Origin of the sequence: Deinococcus sonorensis KR-87, from assembly GCF_040256395.1 — a bacterium.
Lineage (GTDB): Bacteria > Deinococcota > Deinococci > Deinococcales > Deinococcaceae > Deinococcus > Deinococcus sonorensis.
Genome location: NZ_CP158296.1, coordinates 162,224 through 179,400, shown reverse-complemented (window position 1 = coordinate 179,400; position 17,177 = coordinate 162,224). Strand labels below are relative to the sequence as shown.

At 68.0% G+C, this 17,177-nt stretch carries 14 protein-coding genes; 4 read left to right on the top strand and 10 right to left on the bottom strand.

Going from position 1 to position 17,177, the window contains the following annotated elements:
* The first annotated feature begins 209 nt into the window (after positions 1 to 209).
* Positions 210 to 674, top strand: a complete 465-nt coding sequence (locus ABOD76_RS00785; RefSeq protein ID WP_350240687.1) for an SRPBCC family protein — start codon at positions 210 to 212, stop codon at positions 672 to 674.
* Positions 675 to 692: 18 nt separating this feature from the next.
* Here the strand turns inward: ABOD76_RS00785 and ABOD76_RS00780 are convergent, their stop codons facing one another.
* From ABOD76_RS00780 to ABOD76_RS00750, 7 genes are all read right to left on the bottom strand, one after another.
* On the bottom strand, positions 693 to 1,973 hold the full coding sequence (locus ABOD76_RS00780; RefSeq protein ID WP_350240686.1) for a glycoside hydrolase family 125 protein: 1,281 nt from the start codon (positions 1,971 to 1,973) through the stop codon (positions 693 to 695).
* 112 nt (positions 1,974 to 2,085) lie between these two features.
* A complete protein-coding gene (locus tag ABOD76_RS00775) occupies positions 2,086 to 2,970 on the bottom strand; it encodes a carbohydrate ABC transporter permease (protein ID WP_350240685.1) in 885 nt (294 codons plus the stop codon).
* Position 2,971: 1 nt separating this feature from the next.
* A complete protein-coding gene (locus ABOD76_RS00770; protein ID WP_350240684.1) occupies positions 2,972 to 3,901 on the bottom strand; it encodes a carbohydrate ABC transporter permease in 930 nt (309 codons plus the stop codon).
* Positions 3,902 to 3,931: 30 nt separating this feature from the next.
* A complete protein-coding gene (locus tag ABOD76_RS00765) occupies positions 3,932 to 5,110 on the bottom strand; it encodes a GntR family transcriptional regulator (RefSeq protein WP_350240683.1) in 1,179 nt (392 codons plus the stop codon).
* A gap of 19 nt (positions 5,111 to 5,129) precedes the next feature.
* The gene (locus ABOD76_RS00760) at positions 5,130 to 6,191 is read right to left on the bottom strand and encodes a glycoside hydrolase family 76 protein (RefSeq protein WP_350240681.1); all 1,062 of its coding nucleotides are present in this window, start codon (positions 6,189 to 6,191) and stop codon (positions 5,130 to 5,132) included.
* Positions 6,188 to 7,720, bottom strand: a complete 1,533-nt coding sequence (locus ABOD76_RS00755; RefSeq protein WP_350240679.1) for a glycoside hydrolase family 76 protein — start codon at positions 7,718 to 7,720, stop codon at positions 6,188 to 6,190. Before ABOD76_RS00755 ends, ABOD76_RS00760 begins: the two co-directional genes overlap by 4 nt.
* 53 nt (positions 7,721 to 7,773) lie before the next feature.
* Positions 7,774 to 9,012: an ABC transporter substrate-binding protein gene (locus ABOD76_RS00750; RefSeq protein ID WP_350240678.1), complete on the bottom strand. Its 1,239-nt coding sequence runs from the start codon at positions 9,010 to 9,012 to the stop codon at positions 7,774 to 7,776.
* Between the two features lie 485 nt (positions 9,013 to 9,497).
* Between ABOD76_RS00750 and ABOD76_RS00745 the strand changes: the two genes are divergently transcribed.
* Positions 9,498 to 10,784: an MFS transporter gene (locus ABOD76_RS00745; protein WP_350240676.1), complete on the top strand. Its 1,287-nt coding sequence runs from the start codon at positions 9,498 to 9,500 to the stop codon at positions 10,782 to 10,784.
* Positions 10,785 to 10,896: 112 nt separating this feature from the next.
* A complete protein-coding gene (locus ABOD76_RS00740) occupies positions 10,897 to 11,529 on the top strand; it encodes a methyltransferase domain-containing protein (RefSeq protein ID WP_350240674.1) in 633 nt (210 codons plus the stop codon).
* Positions 11,530 to 11,542: 13 nt separating this feature from the next.
* On the opposite strand, the gene ABOD76_RS00735 is transcribed toward ABOD76_RS00740, so the two are convergent.
* Entirely contained in the window at positions 11,543 to 12,418 is an 876-nt protein-coding gene (locus ABOD76_RS00735; RefSeq protein ID WP_350240673.1) for an NAD(P)H-binding protein, read from the bottom strand.
* 321 nt (positions 12,419 to 12,739) lie between these two features.
* Positions 12,740 to 13,063: a hypothetical protein gene (locus ABOD76_RS00730; protein WP_350240672.1), complete on the bottom strand. Its 324-nt coding sequence runs from the start codon at positions 13,061 to 13,063 to the stop codon at positions 12,740 to 12,742.
* A gap of 145 nt (positions 13,064 to 13,208) precedes the next feature.
* On the opposite strand from ABOD76_RS00730, the gene ABOD76_RS00725 reads away from it, so the two are divergent.
* A complete protein-coding gene (locus ABOD76_RS00725) occupies positions 13,209 to 13,706 on the top strand; it encodes a hypothetical protein (RefSeq protein WP_350241084.1) in 498 nt (165 codons plus the stop codon).
* Here ABOD76_RS00725 and ABOD76_RS00720 read toward each other — a convergent pair.
* Positions 13,624 to 17,058, bottom strand: a complete 3,435-nt coding sequence (locus ABOD76_RS00720; protein WP_350240670.1) for an acyltransferase family protein — start codon at positions 17,056 to 17,058, stop codon at positions 13,624 to 13,626. The two genes, ABOD76_RS00725 and ABOD76_RS00720, sit on opposite strands and share 83 nt — an antisense overlap.
* Positions 17,059 to 17,177: the final 119 nt, after the last annotated feature.

Sequence of the window (17,177 nt, the reverse complement as noted above, 5' to 3'; positions counted from 1 at the left end):
TGAACGTTCCGGCAGCGGCTTGGCACGCTGGGCCGTGAAGCAACGCCCCAACGCCCGGCCAACCTCCAGGCGGTACCTGTTCCCCTCTGACATGAGCCCTTGACCCGGGCGCGCGAACCCTCGCCTCATCGGACGCGGTCGGCCCTCGCTTACGCTGGGCCTGTCCGCCACGTCACCCCGGGTTCGTTCCGATTCTCAGGAGGCACGACATGGAATATTCCGGTTTCCGACACGTCCAGGCATCACCCGAGCAGGTCTACGCTTTCGTCTCCGATGTCCGCAACCTGCCCCGGTATCTGCCGACCACCAAACATGCCGAGCCGCAGGGCCCGGACCGGGTCGTGGTAGACGGCGTGGCTCAGGGGCACGACTACCACGCGGACGGCCAGTTCCATCAGGATGCGGAGCAGCGCCGGCTGTCGTGGAGCAGCGACGGCGAGATTCGCTACTCCGGACACCTGGAGGTGGTGCCGGCCGGGACCGGCGAGAGCGAGGTGCGGGTGCACCTTACCTTCGACCCGGACCCACAGCATGCCGCGACTCAGGGCACCCCGGGCCACGCGCCACAGGACCACCAGATTCAGGAGGGCATCGACAAGGCGCTGGAATCCATCGCGAATCAGCTGGAAGGCCGGGGCGGCAAGGTCGAACCGTCATCGGCCGGCACCACCTGACCGAACCGGCCAGCGCGCCTACTTCACCTCCGCCGTCCAGCGGACGCTGTGCAGCACGAATTCAGCAAACAAAGAATTGGCCCAGGCGAACCACTCGCGCGTGAACACGTCGGGGTCGTCCGGGTCAAAGCTCTCGTGCATGTAGGCAGTTCCGGCGGTCGTGGCCACCAGCATGTCGAGCAGCCGCTCGCGCTCCTCGTCTGAGGTGGAGGTCAGGCCCTGCATGGCGAGCGCGATGGGCCAGACCATGCCGGGCGGCGTGTGTGGGCTGCCGATTCCGGCCGCGTACCGGCCTCGGGCAAAACTCGGGTTGTCGTGGCTCAGCACGAAGCGCCGGGTATTCATGTACAGCGGGTCCGCGGCGTCGCGGTACCCGAGGTACGGGATGGAGAGCAGGCTCGGCACATTCGCGTCGTCCATCAGCAGATGACGGCCGAGCCCGTCCGTCTCGTAAGCGTAGATGGGGCCGTGCTCCGGATGTTCCACGATGCCGTGCGCCTGAATACCGCGCTCGATCTCATCGCGCAGGGCCAGCGCCTCAGTGCTCAACGCGGCGTCGTCCAGCACGTCGCGCGCCAGCTCCGCCAGCTGACCGAGAATCACGACTGCGAACATGTTGGCCGGGATCAGGTACCCGTAGGCACACGCGTCGTCGCTCGGCCGGAACCCCGACCACACCATGCCGGTGTAGGCGACCGGAGAGCCACGTCCGCCGTGACTGAGCGTGTCGCTCGGCGGGTGGGGACCGGGCCGCTCGAAGGTGTACGGGGACGTCTCGTGACGCTGCTCCACCCGCATCACTCCCACCACGGTCCTGAGCATGGCCCGCACGTCCTCCGTAAAGACCTGCAGGTCGCCGGTCACCTTCCAGTAGCGGAACAGCAGCGACACCGGGGCGCACAGCGAGTCAAGCTCGAATTTGCGCTCCCACACCCAGTCGCCCTTGGGCGGCAGGTCGCCCGCGTGACCGCTGCCGTCCGGCGCCGCGTTGAAGGCGTTGGCATACGGATCAATGCGGATGTACATCGCCTGACGGCGGATCAGCCCGACGATCAGCTGTCTCAGCGCCTCGTCGTGCGCGGCGAGCGGCAGGTACGGGCTGACCTGCGCGGTGCTGTCACGCAGCCACATGGCCGGAATGTCGCCGGTGAACACGAACGCGGTGCCGTCATCCATCCGGCGGACGGTGGTGTCCAGGGTGTTGGGGAAGCAGCGCGCGAAGGTCTCGGCGAGCCGGGGCCGGTCCCGGAGGGCATGGCGCATCTCCGCCACAAGCTGCGAAACGGCGGGTGAGATCATGCGGGGCCTCCAGAACAGGGGGACGGAGTGAGGGGGAACGTCCGGGGGTGGGCGGCCGGGCACTGCCAGCCACAGGCCACCGGATGAACCACCGGCTCGACACCGCAGGCCTTCATTTCACCCCCGAGAATGAGATCGACTGGGTGAAGTAGCGCTGGGCGAACAGGAACACGATCAGCACCGGCAGCGACACCACCACCGACGCCGCCATCAGGGGGCCGTAATCGGTGTTGTGGTTGAAGCTGAAGGCCTGCAGGCCCATCTGCACCGTGGACATGTTGGGGTCGTTGAACACGATCAGCGCCCACAGAAACACGTTCCAGCCGGCCTGGAAGGTGAAGATGCCGAGGGTCGCCAGGGCCGGGCCGCACAGCGGCAGGTAGATGCTCCAGAAGATGCGCAATTCCGAGGCGCCGTCCACGCGCGCGGCGTCGATCAAATCCTCGGGCAGGGTACGGAAGAACTGGCGCATGAAGAACACCGCGAATGCCCCTGCCGCGCCGGGCAACACGATCGCCCAGTAGGTGTTCAGCAGCCCCTGGCCGCCGTGCCCGAGCAGGTCGTTGCCTCCAGCGAACGGAAACGACCGCAGGATGATAAAGGTCGGAATCAGCGTCACGACGCCCGGCACCAGCAGCGACGCCAGTTTCATGCGGAACAGCCCCTCGCGGCCCCGGAAGCGCAGCCGGGCGAATGCGTACCCGGCCAGGCTGCCGAGCAGCAGGTTGGCCACCACCCCCAGGAAGGCCATCACGGTGGAGTTCAGGAAGTAGCGGCCGAACGGCACCAGCGTAAAGGCCTTGATGTAGTGGTCCAGAGTCCAGCGCTGCGGAATCCAGCGGATCGGATCGGTGAAGATGTCGGCGTCGGGTTTGAACGAGGTGGCGAGCATCCAGTAGAACGGGAGCGCCATGACCAGCGCCACGAAGACCAGCACGGCGTAATACAGCGTTTCGCGCACCACGACCAGTGGAGTCAGCCGGAGTCGTCTGTTCATGTCAGGCTCCCGTCACGTCGCGGTTGAGGCGCATGCTGAGCAGCGACACGCACAGGATGGCGATGGCCAGCACGACTGCCTGCGCCGAGGCGTAGCCCATGCGCAGCTGCGTGAAGCCGTTGCTGTAGATCTGGTACACGGCGGTCGTGGTGGCGTAGCCAGGCCCGCCCTGGGTCATGACGTAGGCCTGGTCGAACAGCTGGAAGGCCCCGACCAGCGACATGAACACCACGAAGAAGGTCGTGGTCCGCAGCGTGGGCACGGTGATGAACCAGAACTGCTGCCAGGGGCTGGCGCCATCCAGCGCCGCCGCCTCGTACAGGAACTTCGGCACCCCGCTGAGGCCCGCCAGATAGATGATGATGTTGCTGCCCAGGCCCTGCCAGAGCGTCACGATCACGATGGCGTACATGGCCGTGTCGCTGCTGGCGAGCCAGTTGGGGCCCTGGATGCCGATCACCCCGAGCGCCTGATTCACCACGCCGTAGTCCTTCTGGAACATCCAGCTCCAGATGGTCGCGGCGGCGATGCTGGACGTGACGGCCGGAAGGTAGAAGAGCGTGCGGAACAGGACCATGCCGGGGCGCGGGCGGTTGAGCGCCAGCGCGAGCGACAGCGACAGCACGATCATCAGCGGCACGAACATCGCCGCGTAGAACGCGACGTTCAGGACGCCGCGCCGGAACAGGTCGTCGGTCAGGAGCCGCTGGTAGTTGGCGAGACCGACCCACCGGACGGGGCTGAGGATGTCGTAGTTGGTGAAGCTCAGGAACAGAGCCACCACGGCGGGCAGCGCAGTGAACACCAGAAACAGCGCCATCGCCGGAGTGATGAACGCGACCGCCATGCGTGACTCGTGGCGCAGCAGCCGGGAGCGGCGCGGCACGGTCGGGGGAGCGGTGGTCGACACGCGGGGTGGATTGTGCAGCATCAGAACCCTCCGGGGAGAGAAGCGAGAGCGTCAGCGGCGCGGCGCGGCCGTTGAGCGGCCCGGAATCAGGCGAAACGGCACGTGGGTGAGGGTGGGCGGCGTCTCGCCGCGCAGGCGCGCCAGCACCTGACCGACCGCCACCTCCCCCATCTCGGCCTCGTTCTGCCGGATGTGCGTGAAGAAGGTCGGCTCGTCCGGCGAGGCGAGCGGGTCAAACGGCGCGTCGAAGCACGCGACCGAGACGTCCTCCGGCACGCGCCTTCCCAGGCCACTCAGGATGTTGATCAGCTGCAGCGCGAGGTTGTATTCGGCGCACACGAACGCGGTGGCGCCCGTCGTCCGCACGAATTCCTCCAGCAGGCCACGGTCGGCGGCGATGTTGGCCGGGTGCAGCCGGGTGGGCAGCGTGGACTTCAGGTTGCTCAACACCGACCCGGTGCGGCTCAGCAGGCCGTGGTCGGTGAGGGCCGCGCTCCAGCCGGCGTAGCGTTCCTCCAGGGCACTGGTGTTCTCCAGCGGCGGCGACACGAAGGCGATCTCCCGGTGCCCCAGTTCAATCAGGTGCTGGGTCAGGGCCGCCGCCGCCGCGTGGTTGTCCGTCACCACCGCCTGCGCCGGAATGCCGCGCAGGTACCGGTCGATCAGCACCACCGGGAAGCTGTCCAGCACCACTTTGAGCAGCACCGGGTTGTAGTGCTCGCCGTGCACCGGGAACACGATCAGCCCGTCCACGCCGCGCGCCACCAGCCGGGTGATGGCCCGGTCCTCGTTTTCGCGCACGCCGTACGTCCGCTTGAGAATCAGGTCCAGGCCCAGCGCGGACGCGCGGCTCTCGATGGTGTAGACCAGCTGTAGCCCGTACGATTCGTTGAAGTCCGGCAGCACCAGTCCCAGCAGGTTGAAGCGCACGCCGGGCACCGTGGGCGCGTCCGGCGCAGGCTCCGGCGAGAGGCCGAGGGTGGCGCCGACCCGTTCCAGGTCCGGCAGGTCCGGCGCCACGAAGGTGCCGCGCCCCTGCACCCGGTCCACCACGCGGGCGGACGCCAGTACTTCGAGCGCCCGGCGCGACGTGATGCGGCTGACCTCGAAGATGCGGGCCAGCTCGTGTTCGGACGGCACCCGGTCGCCCGGACGCAGCCGACCCGCCCGGAGGTCGTCGAGGACGCTCGACACGATGCGTTCGTACAGGTGGGCGGCCACGGTCAGCACAATATCCCCCGCCGGCCCCTCACGCGCCGCGCCCCACCGGTGGCAGGTGGTCCAGATGCAGCCACGCCGCCGCCTCGAACAGCATCACGCCCGACAGTGCGGCGCTCAGCTCAACCGGCGTGCCAGGCGCTGCGGTCCACGACGTCGAACACACCCCCAGCGCGGCGTCCCGATGCTGCCAGGCGAGGGCGGCATTGCGGGTCAGCCAGGTCCGGGTCGGCTCATCGTCCGCGACCCGGGCGAACTGGGCGAGGTAGCGCGCCAGGATGCCTTTGAACAGTCCTGCGTCGCCGTCGCCCTCGTCGGGCAGCGCGAGCGTCGCGGGGTCTGCCAGGCGGGCGCGGGCGGCCGCGACGGTGCGCCTCGCGGCGTCCAGCAGCGACCGCTCGCCGGTGACCGCGTGCAGTTCAAGGGCCGCCCCGATCTGCACCCCCTGGCAGTAGGTGAAGGCCCAGTCCCGGTCAAGTTCACCGTCGCCCAGGCGGTTGAGGCCATCCCAGACGAAGCCGGTGTCCGGATCCACCAGATGCTCCACCTGCCACCGGTAGAGCCGGCGCGCCCAGGCGAGGTCCTCTTCCCGCCCGAGGCGCGCGTACAGCCGGGTCGCCAGGATGATGGCCGGGGCGTTGGCCGGGGTGTTCTTGTAGTCGAGCTGCGGTTTGCGCCACGTGATGCCGCCGCCACAGTGATCGTTCCAGCCGCCCTGAATGTCGTCCCAGAGTGTCAGGGCAGCGTCCCGGAAGCGCGGGTCGCCCCCCGCATCCCACGCGCGCAGACACGCGAGGGCCAGCCACAGCATGTCGTCGTAGTAGTCGTTGGTCAGCGAGCCGTTCTCGCGCACCACGGCCTCCAGCAGGCGAGCGGCCTGCGCAAGATGACGCCCGTCTCCGTCGCGCTCGAACGCGTCCACCAGCACGTCCAGGCCGTGCGCCTGCCACCAGTAGTGGAACGGGTCGGTCGGCAGATCGTGCTGGGCGGAGGCGAACGGCACCCGGATCTCGAACAGGGCGCGCTCCTCATTCCAGAAGTGCGTCATCAGGGCGCCGAAGGCCAGGTTGGCCCGGACGGTGGCCGGCGTCATGGGCGGCTCCCGAGCGTCAGGTGATCGAGGTTGAGCCAGTTGCGGTCACCGGACAGGCGGTTGAACGACAGGCGCACCCGGCTCGCCCCCGCCGGCAAGGTCAGCGGCACGTCCTGGTCGGCCCAGGTCTGCCAGTCGGGAGTGGCAGGCAGCGTCACCGGACGCGCGTCCGCTCCATTCACGCTGACCGAGCGCACCGCCGCACCTGCTCCCGCGCTGTAATGCAGCCGCGCGGTATACGGACCTGCGCTGGCCACGTTGACCCGGAACTCCACAAAGCCGCCGTCCTGAACGAACGCATTGACGTACCCACGCCCGGTAAAGCCGGGAGCGGCCACACTGGTGTTCACGTGCTCGCGCAGGCTGTTCTCGGCCTCGTAGCGCCCGTTGCCCGTGACTGGGCCGCCCGGAAGCGGAGGCGGGGCCAGGAGCAGCGCCGCGACCGCCGAGGCGGCCGTCATGCTCTCGATCACCCCGTCGCCCGCCGGGGACGACCAGTCAGGGCCGACCAGACCGTCGGAGGGGCGGCGCTGGTTCCACACCTGCGTGGCGTTCTCGCGCAGGCTGTCGGTGTAACGGGCGCGCGAGCCCGGGTTCAGGTCCGGCTCCCGGGTCAGGGCGGCGAGGCCGCGCATCAGGACGCCCTTGAAGCCGCCACCGTCGCCGCTGCCCTCGTCCAGGAAGATGCCTGCGTTCGTGAGGTTCGCCAGCGCCCAGTCGGCCGACTTCACGGCGCGGGTCAGCAGGTGCGCCCGCTCGGCCGGGTCTGTCGTCACCTCCCGCAGCGCCAGCGACGCGAGCACGAAGTTGCCGACGTTGTACGTGAAGTCCCAGCGCCGCAGCTCGCCCCCCTCGATGTTGTCGTAGACCCGCGCGTCCCCATCGGTGAGGCGAGTGTCCACGAAGGTGTACAGCTGCCGGGCCCGCTCCAGGTAGACCGGGTCGTTCGTCGCCTGGTACAGCCGCACTGCCGTCACGACCAGCGGCGCGTTGGTCGCGACGTTCTTCTGGGTGCCGCCGGAGCGGCGCCACAGCACCCCGCCGCCCAGGTCGGGTGTCCAGGAGCGCCAGATGTCGGTGAAGAGCGCCTCGGCCCGCTGCTGGTAGCGCGCGTCATGGGTGAGGGCCGCGGCCCGCGTGGCCGCCTGCGCCCACCAGCCGAGGTCGTCGTTGAAGTCGTTCTGCCACTCCGGGTACGCCGCCTGAAAGCCGTCGTACACCTGGGCGATCAGGGCGCGGTCCGCCGCGTTGTCCGGGTCCCGCGCCGCCGCATCCAGCACCAGGTCCCACAGCTGCGCGGCCCACCAGAAATCGCTGTATTTGCCGCCGCCCGGCCCCGCTCCACTCGGCCGGGCGAAGGGCGCGCTGCGGTTCCAGGCCAGGAACAGGCCCCGGTCCGGGTCCCAGTAGGCTTTCAGGAAGTCGCTCATCGCCCGGGCAGGGTCGGGCGCGGAGGGTGCAGGCTGGGCAGGCGCCGCCGAGACGCACAGGCCCGGCACCGTCAGCCAGAGGAGCAGGGTGTTCCGCATGGTTCTCCAGAGCTCCGGGTGGGCGTGGACCATGCCCACCCGGAAGGGAAGCACTACTTGTTGGCGTTGTCCGCCAGGATGCGGTCGCCCGCCACCTGGGCCTTCTGCAGCGCGGTCTTCGCGTCCTGCTTGCCTTCCAGGAACAGCTGGATGTTCGGGATCAGGGCCTGCCCTTCCATGGGCGGGAACCCGGCCACGGCCGGACGGATCGTCGCGAAGGTCAGGGTGTCGGTAATGGGTTTCCAGAAGGCGTCGCGCTGGAAGTAGGCGTCATCCACCGCTTTGAGGTTGCCGGGAATGTTGTTGCTCGACTTGCCCCAGGTCAGGGCGTTGTTCGAGTTGGCGAGCCACCACTTGATGAATTCCCAGCCGGCGTCCTTGTTGCGGGAGGCCTGGGTGAGCGCCAGCCCGAAGCCGCCCATCACCGCGCCCTTCGCGCCGGTCGGTCCGCTGGGCGGCGGCACGATGCCGAAGTTCAGCTTCTGGCCGTACTTGCGGTACGAGCTGATGTTCCACGGGCCGTTGTAGCCCATGGCGATCTTTCCGGTCACGAACGGGTCCTGGGCATTGCCCTCGCCGCGCCCGAAGCCGATCTCGTACACCTTGTCCTTGTTGAGCAGCGTGTCCCAGAATTCCAGCACCCGCAGGCCCGCCGGGCTGTTGAAGGCAGTCTTGGTGCCGTCGGGCGTGAGCATGCTGCCGCCCGCCTGCTTGAGCCACATGCTGAAGAGCCCCACGTCATCGAGCGCGAACCCGGCGACCAGCAGCTTGCCGTTGGCGTCACGCTTCGTGAGCTTGATTGCGGCGGCACGCAGTTCGGCCCAGGTCCGCGGTGGCTGCACCCCGGCCGCCTGCAGCATCGTCTTGTTGTAGAAGAGGGCGCGGGCGTCCACGGTCAGCGGCAGGCCGTAGATGTTGGTGCCCACCGTCAGTTCCCGTATGGCCTCACCGTAGAAGGTCTTGGGGTCGATCTTGTCCCGCGTCAGGTAGCTGTTGATTGGAGCGAGCACGTTCTTTGGAGCGTATAGGGCGGTCTGAAACCGGTCCCAGATCATCACGTCGGGCGCGTTGCCGGCCACGGTCGCCGTCAGGAATTTCGTCTCCACGTCCTGCTGCGGCACGTACCGCACCTGAATGCGCTTCTGGGAGGCATTGAAGGCCTTCACCATCGTGTTGATCTGCTGCTCGCCCTCCCCGGTCCAGCTGCCCCAGAACACCAGCTGGGTCGGAGCGCTCTGCGCGGACACGAATGTCCGCACGCCGACGAGGAGCAGGGCGGCAGACACGGACATCAAGGCAACCTTACGGTGAATCGTCATGGAAACCTCCGGTCAAGACAGGAAGGCAGGACAGTGGGCCTGACGGGCAGTCGTTCGAGCGACACCTCCTTGAGCCACCTCATAAAAATTTTGCGTTGAAATGAGTGTAAGGAACAGTTTGAACAAAAGTCAACATGACAAGTGCAAAAGCGTATATAACAACTTCGGATATTCTGTTGCCTGAGCTGCAATAGGTTGTCCTACCTGCCACGAACCATTCAGATCAGGGAGTTTTCCGATCAGGACGCAGAGCTGGTTTTTGCTTCTCACCTTCGCCTCAACCCGAGCAGCTTCAGGCAGGCGAGCAGCGTCGCACTCATGACCTGGTCAGATCCGTTTGCCTTTCCGGCACACTCCAGGGCCAGCATTCATGTTTCTTGTGCCGCACCTTCGTAGACTTGGCAGCCGCCTTTCTTCCTCCGCGCGAGCGTGCTCCACTGTCCTGTCGAGGTTCTGCCATGTTTTCCCTGCTGCGTGACCGCCGCATCCTGATTCTGTGGATCGGCGAGAGTATCAACACCTTCGGCAATGGACTGACCTTCATTGCGCTCGCATGGTTCCTGTACCGCCTCTACCCACATTCGCCCGGCCTGTCCGGCACCGTGATCGGGGCGTGGACGGTGGCGATGCTGGTCGGCACCGTGAGCCTGGCGAGCTACACCGACATCTGGGACCGCCGCACGGTGCTGCGGGTCGCCAACGGCCTGAGCGCCGTCTGGATCAGCCTGATTCCGCTGCTCTACACCTTCCACCTGCTCTCGTTCCCGGTCCTGGTCGTGACGGCAGCCCTGACCGGCTTCACGGGCAGCGTGATCTTTCCCGCCCAGCAGGCCTCGCTGCCCACCTTCGTACCGCCAGAACGGGTGCAGGGCATCCAGGCGCTGTTCAACCTCACTTGGACCACCAGTGGCCTGCTCGCCCCGATCAGCGCCGGTTTTCTGGTGGCCAGCATCGGGGCGCCGGGCGTGATGTGGGTGAACGCCGCGACCTTTGTGATCGCGCTGGTGGCGTACTCGCTGGTGCGCTTTCCTCCCGTGGCCCGCGCGACCGACACCGGGCGCGGACTGGCGGCGTGGTGGGAACGCACCCGCTTCGGCTTCTCGTTCGTGCTGGAGCGGCCGGCCCTGTGGGCGACGCTGCTGGGCCTCGCCAGCGTCAACTTTGCCATGGAGCCGTACACCGCCGTGTTTCTGCCGCGCATTGCCGACCGGCTGATGGTGGGCGTGCACCTGCCGGCGGCGCTGTCGTGGGTTCAGACCGAGAACCGGGGCGCGCTTGGCGTGGGCTTGCTCGGCTCGGTGCTGGCGGTGTCCGAACTGGGCATGGTGATCTGGATGGGCCGCCGCACCAGCCGACATCCGCTGAACTGGATCACGCTCGGCTGCGTCGGTCCGGCGCTGTGCATCGTCGGAGTGGCGTTTGCGCCGTCGCTGTGGGTGGCGCTGCTGCTCGCCCTGATGATGGGCCTGTGCTTCGGACCGCTGAACGTGATGGTGGGAACCCTGTTCGCCCGGCTCACGCCCGAAGCGGTCCGCGGACGGGTGTACAGCGCCCGCATTCTGGTGGGTCAGGGCCTGAGACCCGTCGGGGTGAGCCTCGCGGGCCTGCTGCTGGGCGTGGCGGGGCTGGCGCCGGCGGTGGCCATCCTGGGCATCTTCGCGGCCCTCCTGACGCTGGCCGGCTACCTGCGTGCACGCGGCGAGCGCACTGGCGATGAACTGGCCCCCACCGCCCCTGGCGATTAATTCAGCAGGGTAAGGTCTACGCGCAGGGCCGTGAACCGACCGGCTCCGGACCTGCCGCCAGCTGAAGCCGTCCCTACAGAGACAGGAGCATGCCGGCCCGCACAATGGCCACATGACCGACCTTCCGAGTACGGCCTTCCGCCGTCAGGACGAGACGCCCGACGAGCAGTTCTACCGTCAGCCCCGCTTCGTCACCCACATTGACGAGGGGGCCATCGCGGCCGTCACGCAGCTGTACCGTGAATTTCTGCCGTCAGAAGGCCGGATTCTGGACCTGATGAGCAGCTGGGTGAGCCACCTGCCGGACGAGGTGCACTACCGGGAGGTGGTGGGACTTGGACTGAATGCCAGGGAACTCGCGGCCAATCCGCGTCTGACCCGGGCTGTGGTCCAGAACCTCAACACCACCCCGCTGCTCCCCTTCGAATCCCACACCTTCGACGCGGCCGGCTGCACCGTCTCCATCGATTACCTCACCGACCCGGTCACGGTGCTGCGCGACCTGGGCCGGGTGCTGATGCCGGGAGGGCCGGTGGTGATCAGCTTCTCCAACCGCTGCTTCCCTACCAAGGCGGTGGAAGTGTGGCACCGGCTGGACGACGCTGGCCATCTGGCGCTGGTGCAGCAGTATCTGGAAGCGGCGGGAAACTGGACCGACATCGTGGCGCTGGACCGCAGCCCCACGGTGAATGGACAGCGCCGCGGTGATCCGCTATTCGCGGTGGTGGGTCGGGCCCGCAGCTGACCCGGCCGGGGCGTTACAGCCACGCTTCCCGGAAGTCCTCCGCGAACTGCCTCAGCCGGATCGGCGGGCGGCCCAGCAGGGTCTGCACCTCACCGGTGACCTCGCCGGCCAGCCCCAGCCTGGCCACGGTGTACTCGGCCAGCATGAACAGCGCGAAGGGGGTGGCCACACCGCGCGCCCGGCTCTGCTGCACGAAATGCCACGGCGAGGGGTTGGTGTACTCCACCCGCTGCCCGAGCGTGACACTGAAGATGCTCGCCACCTCGTCATACCTGAGGGCCTCGCCGCCCGTGAGGTTATGGGCGGCCTGGCCCTCGCCGGTCAGCAGGGCACGCACGGCCACGGCCGCCACGTCGCGCACGTCCACAAAGCTGGTGCGGCCCCCGCCGGCCGGCAGGAAGATCTCGCGGCGCAGGCGGATGTCGTCGCGGTGGACCCCACTGAGGTTCTGCATGAAGTAGCTGGCCCGCAGGAACACCCAGTCCAGCCCCGACCGTTCCAGATGCTCCTCCACCCGGCGGTGCGGGACCACCCGGATCCGTTCCGCCCCCAGGATGGACAGGAACACCACCTGCCGGACGCCGCGGGCAGCGGCCTGATCAATCACCGGCAGCACGTCCCGCCGCACGTCGGTGCCGGGGGGCCACAGCAGAAAGAGCCGGTCCACCCCGTCCAGCGCCCCATAGCTGGACGGATCGGCAGCATCGAAGCGCACCGGCGCAGCACCGGCCAGCTCAGGAAACGTCTCCGGGCGCCGCACGCCCACCCGGAACTGCACGCCCGAACGGCTCAGCTGCCGGGCGATCTCTCCGCCCACCGTGCCAGTGGCACCCATCACCAGAATCGTTCCGTGGCCGGCGTCTGCCTGAGGCGGTTGCTCTGGGGTCATGGCCCGACCGTACCAGCACCGGATGAGGGCCGTACCTCCCATGTAGGCGCAGATGCATTCCAGAGAGGATTGGCCCCACGATCACTTCACGGCGGCATATGCCTTCCAACGTTCTGGTGCTCCCCCCACATCCTTCGGCATGTAGAGAGATGGCGGGGACAGTTTCTCACCGTGCCTTGCAGAGCAAAGCCGGTTGGATCACGAGGCTGGTCTGCCAGCAGTGAATGCCCCTTCTGAGGGGTGGGAACGCCTTCCCTTCAGTGGGCAGGCAGGAAGAGCTGGGGAAGGGCTTGAAGGTCCTTCCCCAGCTCTTCCGAGTTTTTACCTGCTGTCAGCGCCGATCGTGCCACTGATGCCGAGGCTGACACCACCGACCGACACCCCCAGCGAGCTGCTGGCCGCCGCCGAGCCGCTGACCGGCTGGGTGTTGCTGGTGGTGACGCTGCCAGCGCCTGAACCGCCGGCCGTGGTACCGGAATTACCAGGGGTGGAGGCGCTGACCGAGCCGCCAGCCAAACCAGTGGTGGAACCGCGCTGGCTGCCCTGGACCTGTAACGAACCGTTCAGCACGGTGGCCAGACTCACCGGACCGGCCGTGTTCCCAGCCTGCACCATCAGCATGCCACTGGCAGCGGTGCGCTGCATCAGCGTGTAGGTCTGGGTGGCGGGCTGGCGGGCGTCCCCAATGACGACCCGCGCGGCCTGCTCGCACCCGCTGAACTGGATCACGCTCGGCTGCGTCGGACCGGCGCTGTGCATCGTCGGAGTGGCGTTTGCGCCGTCGCTGTGGGTGGCGCTGCTGCTCGCCCTGATGATGGGCCTGTGCTTCGGACCGCTGAACGTGATGGTGGGAACCCTGTTCGCCCGGCTCACGCCCGAAGCGGTCCGCGGACGGGTGTACAGCGCCCGCATTCTGGTGGGTCAGGGCCTGAGACCCGTCGGGGTGAGCCTCGCGGGCCTGCTGCTGGGCGTGGCGGGGCTGGCGCCGGCGGTGGCCATCCTGGGCATCTTCGCCACCCTCCTGACGCTGGCCGGCTACCTGCGTGCCCCGGCGACAGGGGCCACGCCCCACCCGCTGACTGACGCCCGCCGTTCACCGGCGCCCGTTCTGCTTCCAGGCTGGCGCGTCGGGAGAGCTCCTGGCCCGCCCCCTCCGCGCACATCTGCCGCAGGGCACCGGCTCGCCACCGCAGGTTCGCACCGCGTTATTGCTGCTGAGCGGCGCTGTAGATGTGCACTTCCAGAGGGTTCTGGTCCACGGTCAGGCCCATCAGGGGGCCAGCCGTGATCTCGAAGCGTTCGCGGTCGCCGCGCATGCCCAGGCTGCGAACCTCCGGCGCGAGTTCGTGCAGGGCGAAGCGGGGCGAGAGCACCTCGATGGTCCAGTCATTCGGGCTGTGCCAGGTCATGCCGGTGGTGCCGAGCGCGGTGAATTCGTACCGGCGCAGCCCGGCGCCATCGCTGGACTTGACCGGGAGGAACTCCGGGTTGCGCGCCAGGTTCTGCACCAGGCTGGCCAGCTGGCGCCCGCTGGGCTGCCTGAAGTAGACGTGATGCCCGGCATACACGAGCAGCAGTCCCGCCAAGCTCCACTGCAGCAGGCGGGGCAGGTTCAGGCGGGACGGTGCCGGGGCAATGGATGGTTCACTTCGCTCTACCCGCCGTTCCTGCTTGGACACCCCCCGCAGGAACGGCGCCTCGATGTGCCGGTACGAGAGCGCGGCACCGCGGTACGCCAGCCACACGGCAGCGGCGGACAAGGCCAGGAAGTCCGGCAGCGAGTCGATGCCCGCGTAGGTGAAGGCCGGTTGATGCAGCAGCCGGATCAGTTCCAGGATCAGGTAGTGCCAGATGTACAGGCCGAACGAAACCCGGGCGGTGTAGCGGAAGAAGCGGTTGTCGAACGCATACCGGGCCCAGCGTGAGAAGGGCAGCGTGGCGAGCGTCAGGGCCACCAGGCCGGGAAGCCACGGAAAGAAGTACGGTTGCTCCCCGACGCTGTGCGTGAACTCAGGCGCGTGCCGCAGCTGCCACAGTAGTGCCAGCATCCCGGCAAAGCCCGCCACACCCAGCGCATCGAAGGTCAGGTGCGCACGCCACCGCCGCTGCCCCACGGCAATCGCCCCGGCGGCCAGGATCCCCAGGATGTAGTGCGCGTAGAGCCCGAGGGGGTTGTAGTTGGGCATCCAGAACTTCGCACCGCCCACGATGCCGTACTGCCAACCACGTCCGGCGCCGCCCGGAACCAGGTGGTTGAGCGTCCATTGGTGCGCCAGCATGACCACGCCGAGCGTCAGGATCCAGTAGCCGAACGCGGCTCCGGCCGAGCGGCGCGGCAGCAGGGCGAACAGGCCCAGCATGCCCAGCGGCATCAGGAGGTAGCACACCACCTCGAAGCCGATGCTCCACAGCGGGCCGTTCAGATCGGCCGGGAAGAACGTCAGATAGTGAAAGGCCGACGTGAAGGTGGCAGCGCTTAGCAACCGCAGCCAGGGATGCTCGGCGTTCGCAACAAAGGCAATGCTCACCAGCACGCTCAGCAGCAGGCTGGCGTAGTACCCCGGGGCGATTCGCAGCGCGCGGCGTCTGGCGTACTCGCGCAGGTCGGGGCGCGGCTGGCCGTTCAGGTAGCGCCGCCAGAAGGGCAGCGAGAGCAGCGTGCCCGACAGCACGAAAAACGCGCTGACGCCCACCTGTCCGGTGATCAGGAAAGCGTGCAGCTCGCGCAGAGCCGCCGGTTGCCGGGACGGATCGAATCGCTGGGCCAGGTGGTGTGCGATGACCATCAGGCAGGCGATGGCGCGCATCCCATCCGCCCCGCCGATCGCGCTCCCGTTGGGGCGGTGGCCGTCACCGGCCACCGCTGGGGTCCCTGTGGTCAACCTGGAACGGCCCAGGTTCATGCCACGCGACACCTGATGGGCGGTGAGGGCGAAGACCAGCAGGGTGGGCAGGGTGGCCAGGGCCAGCCCGAAGCGGTAGGCCGCTGTGCCGTCGCCGCCGGGTCGCACGACGGTGCTGAGCGCCTGCAGCACCAGCTGCGTCTCGGGCGTCTTGAAGACAGCCAGCGCGTTCATGCTGTTGTTCCAGGTTCCGATGAAGGTCAGCAGGCCCACGGTGGCCAGCACCGGGGCCGCGAGCGGCAACGCCAGCCGACGGTAGATGGTGAAGGTGCTGGCCCCGTCCAGCCGGGCGGCTTCCACAACGCTCGCCGGCAGGGCGGTCACCATGTATTGCCGCGTCAGGAAGATGCCGAACGCGCTCGCCGCCGCCGGCACCCACATGGCCCGCGCCTGATCGAGCCAGCCGATCACCTGCATCAACATGGCGGTGGGGATGATGTTGAGCAGCGAGGGAAACAGCATCAGGGCCAGCACCGCCGCGTACAGCCGCTCCTTGTGCCGGAAGGGCAACAGCGCAAAGGCGAAGCCGGCCAGGCTGGAGGTGAGGACCGCGCCCAGGGCCGCCAGACTGCTCACGTAGCTGGAGTTCCACACCGTGCGCCAGAACTGCGGGACGCGGAGCAGCAGGTCGTCATAGTTGTTCTGGAAATCCGTCCCGAGCGCCAGCGGCTGGAAGTTGGCGGTGCGGGTGAGGTTCAGCAGCACTGAGGCCAGCGGCACGGTCGCCATGAACAGCGCCACGGCCAGCACCAGTTTGAACGCCACCAGCGCGGCCGCCGGCAGGTGCAGCGGGCCTTCGGCCTGCTCACCCACCGCCGAGACGTCCAGGCTGGTGAAGTTCCGGCCCAGCAGGGCATACGCCAGCCCCACGATCAGCAGCACGCCCCCGAAGAACACCCAGGTCTGCGCGGCAGCCAGCCCGAAGTCGAGCTCGAAGAAGCCGGTGCGGAAAATATAGGGCGGCACGCTCAGCCCCCCTGCGTTCGCCGCCGGCTGCCAGGTGTTCGCCTGCACCGCCTGCAGGAAGCTGATGGTGAAGGCGATGAAGATCATGGGCCGCAGCAGCGGCAGCGAGATGGCCCGGAACTGCCACCACAGGCTGGCCCCGTCCACCTGGGCCGCCTCGTACAGGCTCCGCGGGATGATGCCCAGCCCCATCAGATACAGCAACACGTTCCAGCCCAGCGTGGTCCAGAGCAGCGAGAACGCCTCAAACGGCAGGCCGCTGCCCAGGTCGGCGGGGAGCTCGACCCCAAGGGGAGCCAGCACCACCCTGAGCAGGGCCTCCAGTGGCCGCCAGGCAAACAGGAACAGCGCCCCCAGCACGCCGCCCGCCGCCACCGGCGAGGTGACGTAGGGCAGGAACAGCACGGTGCCTAGCACGCCCTGCACCCGGCGGAACGCCAGGTGGATGCCGAAGGCCAGCGGCAGGGCCAGCAGGTGCTGAGGGACCGTGGCTGCCAGCGCGGTGGTGACCGAACGCCAGAACGCCGGCCAGTACAGCGGGTCGGTGAACACGTTGCGGTAGGCCCACAGTCCGTCCCAGCGGATGGCCCCCAGGCCGCGCACCGGATTCCAGTCACAGAAGGACAGGTACAGCGAGAAGGCGAGCGGGAACAGCCCGAAGCCGAGCAGCACCAGAAAGAATGGTGCGATGAACAGGTACGGCGTCCAGGATGGCCGCAGGACACGTCTGAACGGCCTGGGCGTCACGGCGGATGGTCGCGGTCCGGTCATGGGCTGCCTCCGTAGCCGCTCCACCATAGCAACCGGCATGGACCTCAGGAATGGTGTTGTCTGTGGTGCAGACTGAAGGGAGACCGCCGGGGAGGGATCACGCGTTCCAGTGAGTCAGG